Source organism: Halorubrum sp. SP9 (assembly GCF_005435015.1).
GTDB classification, from domain to species: Archaea; Halobacteriota; Halobacteria; order Halobacteriales; family Haloferacaceae; genus Halorubrum; species Halorubrum sodomense.
The window spans coordinates 21,350-28,331 of record NZ_SGXU01000032.1; the positions used below are offsets into that span (position 1 = coordinate 21,350).

The following is a 6,982-nucleotide window of genomic DNA, read 5'->3' on the forward strand; positions in this document are numbered from 1 at the left end:
GCTGGGGCTTTGGGGGCGATCACCGTCGATCTGTTGTTAGCGGTTTATGAGCGAGCGGCTGGGGCGTTGGCGGAGATCGTCGGAGATTCGCGGGTGACTAGTTACAAACGACCGACGGGGACCGGGTCTAGTTCCCGGTCCAGCGCAGTATCGCGAGCGTTCCCTCGAAGAGCGCGATCATCGTCAGCGTCACGATGATCGGCGCCATCCCGGTCGGGTCGGGACTGAACAGGAAGGCGATCCCGAGGAACGTCCCCCAGAAGATCAGCCGTTTCGCCTCCAGCCACTGCCGCGTGACGAGGTTCATCATGATCGCGAGCATGATGAACAGCGGGATCTGGAAGACGATCGCCATGAACGCGAGCATGATGACGATCAGGTTGAACGTCTCCGCGAGGCCGAAGGCGATCGTCGCCGCGTCGGAGGTGTAGGTGGTGAAATACGAGAAGATCGCGGGCAACACGAGGAAGTGCGCGAACGCGATCCCGACCCCGCCGAGGATCAGGCTGGTCGGGACCGCCGCGAGGTAGTAGCGCCGCTCCGTCTCGTAGAGCCCCGGTCGCATGAACCGGTACGTCTGGTAGACGAACGCCGGGAGCCCCACCACGACGCCAGCGAGTCCGGCCACCTTCAGTTGGGTGAGCGGGAGTTCGAGCGGGCCGTACAGCCGCGGACGGTTCTCCATCGGCGCCGGGATGTGGTAGCTCCAGAAGTAGTTGATGAGCTCCGTCGACTCGGTGATGACGACGAGCGTGGCCAGGCCGCCGATGAGGAAGACGACCGCGAGCCGGCGCATCATCTCCTCGATGTGGGCCGCCAGCGGCATCTCCTCGTCCGTCTCCGGCCCCTCGATACCCTCGAACGGATCGTCGTCGACCGCCGTCGGGGCGTCGGCGGTCGCGGCGTCCGGGGTCGTGGCCGGAGTGCCGCCGTCGCCGGCGGCCTCGGTATCCGCGGTCGCGCCGTCGTCCGCCGTCACGGAGTCGCCTTCCGTCGCGGCGCCGTCGGGAGACTCCTCGTTGCGTTCGCTCCCGTCGTCGAGGGCGTCCGACCGACCGGCGTCCTCGGCCTCGACCACCTCGTCCGGGCCCGAGAGCGCGTCCGGCCGCTCGTCGCCGGGCCCGTCCGCGTCGCTTCCGGCCGACCCCACCTCGGGTTCGACCTCGGCGGTCACCTCGGACTCGACCGCCTCGGACGCCTCCGAGTCGGCGGATTCGTCGGCCTCGGACCCCTCGTCGACGGCGCCGTCGCTTTCGGGTTCGGCCTCGTCGGTCGACCCGTCAGCGGCGGCCGAGTCGTCGTCGCGCGACCGGTCCGAGTCGTCCATTCAGTTTCCCTACGCGACCGGGCGGTTATCAACCTTTTCGGATAGCGGCGCCGCGCGGGGTCGATCGGCCCCCTCCCCGACCGTCCGAGCGCGTCGACGGCGGAGTCGTCCGCGGTCGAAAAGGTTGATAACGGCGACGGCCTTCGCCCTCCGTATGGCGAGCGCCCTCGACGAGGACACCCAGCAGTCGATCGCGGAGGGCCGCGAGACGGCGAAGGCGTTCCTTCGATCGATCCAGAAGGATCTCCAGAAGGTGTTCGTCGTCTTCCTGATCGGTTTCCTCGCGACGTTCTGGGCGCTCCGCGTGTACATCTGGGACCGGCTCCGGGAAGTCACCGAATCGAGCATGAGCGCGGCGGTCGCCGCGGAGGCGGACATCATCGCGACGACGCCGTTCGAGGTGATCCTCCTCCAGGCGAAGATCGGACTGATCGTGGGTGCGGTCGCCGCGATTCCGCCGCTGATCTACGTCACTCGCGACGAGCTGCGGCGTCGCGGTATGTGGCCGCGATCCCCGATCGCTCGGTGGAAGCTCGCGCTGCTCGGGCTGCTCGCCGCCGGCCTCTTCTCCGCCGGGGTCGCCTACGGCGTGTTGGCCTTCTTCCCGCTGATGTTCGGCTTCCTCGCGGAGTTCGGCCTGGAGGCCGACATCCAGCCCACCTACGGGATCGTGATGTGGACGGAGTTCATCGTGTTCCTCTCGCTTTCCTTCGGGCTCGCCGGGCAGATGCCGATGGTGATCACCGGCCTCTCGTACGCCGAGATCGTCCCGTACGAGACGTTCCGTGACAAGTGGCGCCACGCGGTCGTCCTCATCTTCGTGTTCGGCGCCGTCTTCTCTCCGCCGGACCCGTTCACCCAGCTGCTGTGGGCGTTCCCGCTGGTCGCGCTGTACGGCTTCAGCCTCTACCTCGCGAAGCTCGTCGTCACGGCCAACCGGAGCGCCGACCGGATCGACGTGCTCGGGGCCGTCCGGAACCACTGGAACGTCGTCGTCGGCGCGACGGTCCTCGGCGGCGCGCTCGTGTACGGATTCTACGAGTACGGCGGCCGAACCGCGCTCAACGACCTCCTGCGGCTCGCTGGGAGCGACCGGCGGTTCCTCGCGCCGGGCGAGGGGTTCGGCCTCGACCCCGCGACGACGCTGGGGATCTACGTCGTCGCGTGGGCGCTCGCGTTCACCGCCGTCGCGACGCTGTGGGCGGTGTACACCGACCTCGACACCGCGAGCGCGGGTCACCGGTACGGCGACCCGACAGCCGTCGACGTGAGCGAACTCGACGCCGCGGGCGTGCGGGCGGCCCCCGCGGACGCGTTCGCGGAGATGGACGAGGAGGAGTCGCTCGCGCTCGCGCAGGCCGCGATAGACGACGACGACGCGGAGAAGGCGCAGGCGATCCTCGACCGCTTCGACGAGGTGAACGAGGGCGGCGACGGGGACGGGGCGGAGGGCGACGCGGACGACTCCGCCGCGAGCGCGGGCGGGGCGGGCGACGCCGGCGAGGACGGGCTGGTCGGCACCGTCCAGAACCGGACCTCGCGCGCGAGTTCGACGTTCCTCGCGGAGCTCACGGACGGTAACGAGGAGGCGGCCGAAGACGACATCGGCGGCTACTACAAGGACCTCAAGTTCATCTTCGACTCGCTGCGCACGCGGTCGTTCCGGATCGTCGCCGTCTTCGGGGTCGTGATGGCGGCCGCGTTCACGTGGCTGTACCTCGGCGGACTCGGAACGGTTCGCGGCGACCTCGAACGGCGCGTGCCGGCGGAGATAGAGGGCGGGATCAACATCATCACGCTCCACCCGGTCGAGGCGCTGATCTTCATGGTGAAGTTCTCGGTGATGCTCGGGATCCTCGCGGCGTTCCCCGTGGTCCTCTACTACGCGTGGCCCGCGCTCCGCGAGCGCGGCTTCGTCGCCGGGCGGATCTACCAGGTGTACCTGTGGGCGGGCGCGCTCGGCGCCGGCATGATCGGCGGCTTCGCGCTCGGCTACGCGTACATCGCGCCGGGGCTCATCGGGTGGCTCGTCACCGACGCGCGCCTCGCGGACATGATCATCACCTATCGGGTGAGCGACTTCCTCTGGCTCGTCATCTACACGACGATCGGGATCGGCTTCCTCGCGGACGTCCCGATCGCGATGGTCCTGTTGAACAACGCCGGCGTCCCGTACCGCGTGTTCCGGGAGCGCTGGCGCGAGGTGACGATCGGGATCATGCTCGTCGCGGCCGTGTTCACCCCCGCCGACGTGATCACGATGCTCCTCGCGACGGTCCCGCTGATGACCGCGTACGGCGTCGGCGTCGGCGTCCTCTTCCTCGTCACATTCGGGGGCCGGCGCGACCTCTCGCCGCCCGCGGAGTTCGTCGGGCGCTGAGCCGTCCGGCGCGCGGTTCCCGCTCCGCGGCAACAGCGCGGTTTCCCGAATGTCACCCCCGAGACCGACGGGTATTCCCGCGCGCGCCCGCAACGGAGGAGTGAAATGAGCAAGGAGTACATCGAGGTCCGCGGCGCCGAGGAACACAACCTCAAGGACCTCGACGTCCGGATTCCGCGGGAGGAGTTCACCGTCGTCACCGGGCTCTCGGGGTCGGGGAAGTCGTCGCTCGCGTTCGACACCGTCTACGCCGAGGGGCAGCGCCGCTACATCGAGTCGCTGTCCGCGTACGCCCGCAACTTCCTCGGACAGATGGACAAGCCGCAGGTGGAGTCCGTCGAGGGGCTCTCGCCCGCGATCTCGATCGACCAGAAGAACGCCGCGAACAACCCCCGGTCGACGGTGGGGACCGTCACCGAGCTCCACGACTACCTCCGCCTTTTGTACGCCCGGATCGGCACCCAGTACGACCCCGTCACCGGCGAGGAGGTGGGCGAGCAGTCCGCCCAGGACATGGTGAACCAGATCCTCGAGCTCCACGAGGGCACCCGCGCGAAGGTCGCCGCGCCGGTCGTCCGCGACCAGAAGGGCGCGTTCGAGGACCTCTTCGAGGAGCTCGTGAGCGAGGGGTACAGCCGCGTCGAGGTCGACGGCGAACCGGTCGACCTGACCTTGGACGACCCGGACCTGGACGAGAACTACGACCACACGATCGACGTGATCGTCGACCGCGTGCGGGTCGCCCCGGACGCGCGCTCGCGGATCACCGACTCCGTCGAGACCGCCCTCGAGGAGGCCGACGGCGCCCTCAAGCTGATCGTCCCCGACCCGCCGGAGGACGTGCCGTTCGCGTCGAACGCGCGCTCGACGGGGTCGCTCGCGGCCGACGCCGACGGCGACGACCGGCTCGTCGTGGAGTTCTCCGAGGAGCTCGGCAACCCCAACTCCGACGTCCAGTTCTCCGCGATCGAGACGCGCTCGTTCTCCTTCAACAGCCCGTACGGCGCCTGTCCCGAGTGCGAGGGAATCGGCTCGACGAAGGAGGTCGACGAGGAGCTCGTGGTCGAGGACCCCTCGAAACCCCTCAAGCACGTGTTCGAGCCGTGGAGCTACGACCGCACCTACTACTCGCGCCAGCTCGACAACGTCGCGGAGCACTTCGGCGTCGACCTCGACGCGCCGTTCGAGGAGCTCGACGAGTCGATCCGGCGGCAGTTCCTCTACGGCACCGACGACGTCGTCCACTTCGAGTGGACCACGAAGAACGGCACCCGCGAGAAGACGGAGCGGTTCGAGGGGGTCATCCCCAACTTAGAGCGCCGCCACGTGGAGACCGACTCCGAGCGCGCCCGCGACCACATCGAGGAGTACATGGCCGTGACGACGTGTCCCGAGTGCGAGGGGACGCGCCTGAAGGAGCAGTCGCGGCACGTCCTCGTCGCGGGCACCGCCATCACCGAGGTGAACGAGCTGTCGATCGCGGAGGCTCGCGAGCACTTCGAGGGGATGGAAGCGGAACTGAACGAGCGCGAGACGACGATCGCCGAGGAGATCCTCAAGGAGATCCGCGCGCGGCTCGGCTTCATGGAGGAGGTCGGCTTGGAGTACCTCACGCTCGACCGCGAGGCGTCGACGCTGTCGGGCGGCGAGAGCCAGCGCATCCGGCTCGCCACGCAGGTCGGCTCCGGGCTGGTGGGCGTCCTCTACGTCCTCGACGAGCCCTCCATCGGGCTCCACCAGCGCGACAACGACCGCCTGCTCGACACGCTCGAAGGGCTCCGGGACCTGGGCAACACCCTCATCGTCGTCGAACACGACGAGGAGACGATGCGGCGCGCCGACGAGATCATCGACATGGGCCCCGGCCCCGGCAAGCGCGGCGGCGAGGTGGTCGCGCAGGGCGACTTCGACGAGGTGGTCGCGGCCGACGAGTCGGTGACCGCCGACTACCTCGCGGGCCGGAAGCAGATTCCGGTGCCCGACGAGCGCCGCGAGCCGGACGGGGAGCTGACGGTTCGAGGGGCCCGCCAGCACAACCTGAAGGACCTCGACGTGCCGATCCCGCTCGGCACGCTGACGACCGTCACCGGCGTCTCCGGCTCCGGGAAGTCGACGCTCGTCAACGACATCCTCTACAAGGGACTCGCCCGCGAGATGAACGACAACACCTCGGTCGACCCCGGCGAGCACGACGCGATCGAGGGGCTCGACGAGGTGGAGACCGTGCGGCTGATCGACCAGTCGCCGATCGGGCGGACGCCGCGCTCGAACCCCGCGACGTACACCGACGTGTTCGACCACGTCCGCGAGCTGTTCGCGGAGACGAAGCTCTCGAAGCGCCGCGGCTACGAGAAGGGCCGCTTCTCGTTCAACGTGAAGGGCGGGCGCTGCGAGGAGTGCGGCGGACAGGGCACCGTCAAGATCGAGATGAACTTCCTCTCCGACGTGTACGTCCCCTGCGAGGAGTGCGGCGGCTCGCGTTACAACGACGAGACGCTCGACGTGGAGTACAAGGGGAAGACCATCGCCGACGTGCTCGACATGAGCGTCACGGAGGCCCACGAGTTCTTCGAGAGCCACCGCGGGCTCGAACGGCGGCTGAAGCTGCTGAAAGACGTCGGGCTCGGCTACATGGAGCTGGGCCAGCCCTCGACGACCCTCTCGGGCGGCGAGGCCCAGCGCGTGAAGCTCGCCGAGGAGCTGGGCAAGCGCGCGACCGGCGACACGCTGTACCTCCTCGACGAGCCGACGACGGGGCTCCACAAGGAGGACGAGCGCAAGCTGATCGACGTGCTCCACCGGCTCGTCGACGCCGGCAACACCGTGGTCGTCATCGAGCACGAACTCGACCTCGTGAAGAACGCCGACCGCGTGATCGACCTCGGTCCCGAGGGCGGCGACGGCGGCGGCGAGCTGGTCGCCAGCGGCACCCCCGAGGAGATCGCCCGCGAGGAGGCGTCTCACACCGGGCGCTACCTCCGGGACATGCTCCCGAAGGTCGACCTCGACGGCCCCCGCGACGACCGCCGGAAGCCCGCGGTGGCGGACGACGACTGAGGCAGGAGCGCTTCGGCGGGGTTCCGCGCCTCGGATCGAACGGAGACACAACTGATATTTCCGGTCGTCGAGCGATAGCGAGAGGAAGTATCGCGGATCGGCGTTGACGACTCTGTATTTAAACGGCCGTGAGCGACGGCGGTGATCACTTATAAATGACAATGCGGTGGCGCGCCTGCGAGCGGCCGCCCTCGGCGGCCGCGAGCCAGCCCGCGAGG

General features: G+C 68.8%; 3 protein-coding genes. 2 read left to right on the forward strand and 1 reads right to left on the reverse strand.

All coding sequences use genetic code 11. From position 1 onward, the window contains the following. Positions 1–127: 127 nt before the first annotated feature. The gene (locus EXE45_RS13775; protein ID WP_092919446.1) at positions 128–1,327 is read right to left on the reverse strand and encodes a twin-arginine translocase subunit TatC; all 1,200 of its coding nucleotides are present in this window, start codon (positions 1,325–1,327) and stop codon (positions 128–130) included. A gap of 154 nt (positions 1,328–1,481) precedes the next feature. Here EXE45_RS13775 and EXE45_RS13780 point away from each other — a divergent pair, with 154 nt between their 5' ends. Beyond that, positions 1,482–3,707 (forward strand): twin-arginine translocase subunit TatC, encoded by a 2,226-nt coding sequence (locus EXE45_RS13780; RefSeq protein WP_137694667.1) that lies wholly within the window; start codon positions 1,482–1,484, stop codon positions 3,705–3,707. A gap of 105 nt (positions 3,708–3,812) precedes the next feature. Then, positions 3,813–6,764: an excinuclease ABC subunit UvrA gene (gene uvrA, locus EXE45_RS13785; protein WP_137694668.1), complete on the forward strand. Its 2,952-nt coding sequence runs from the start codon at positions 3,813–3,815 to the stop codon at positions 6,762–6,764. Positions 6,765–6,982 lie beyond the last annotated feature (218 nt).

Excerpts from the sequence above, each read along its gene's own strand:
- EXE45_RS13775 (WP_092919446.1), bottom strand. The coding sequence starts at position 1,327 with ATGGACGACTCGGACCGGTCGCGCGACGACGACTCGGCCGCCGCTGAC.
- EXE45_RS13780 (WP_137694667.1), top strand. The coding sequence starts at position 1,482 with ATGGCGAGCGCCCTCGACGAGGACACCCAGCAGTCGATCGCGGAGGGC.
- uvrA (WP_137694668.1), top strand. The coding sequence starts at position 3,813 with ATGAGCAAGGAGTACATCGAGGTCCGCGGCGCCGAGGAACACAACCTC.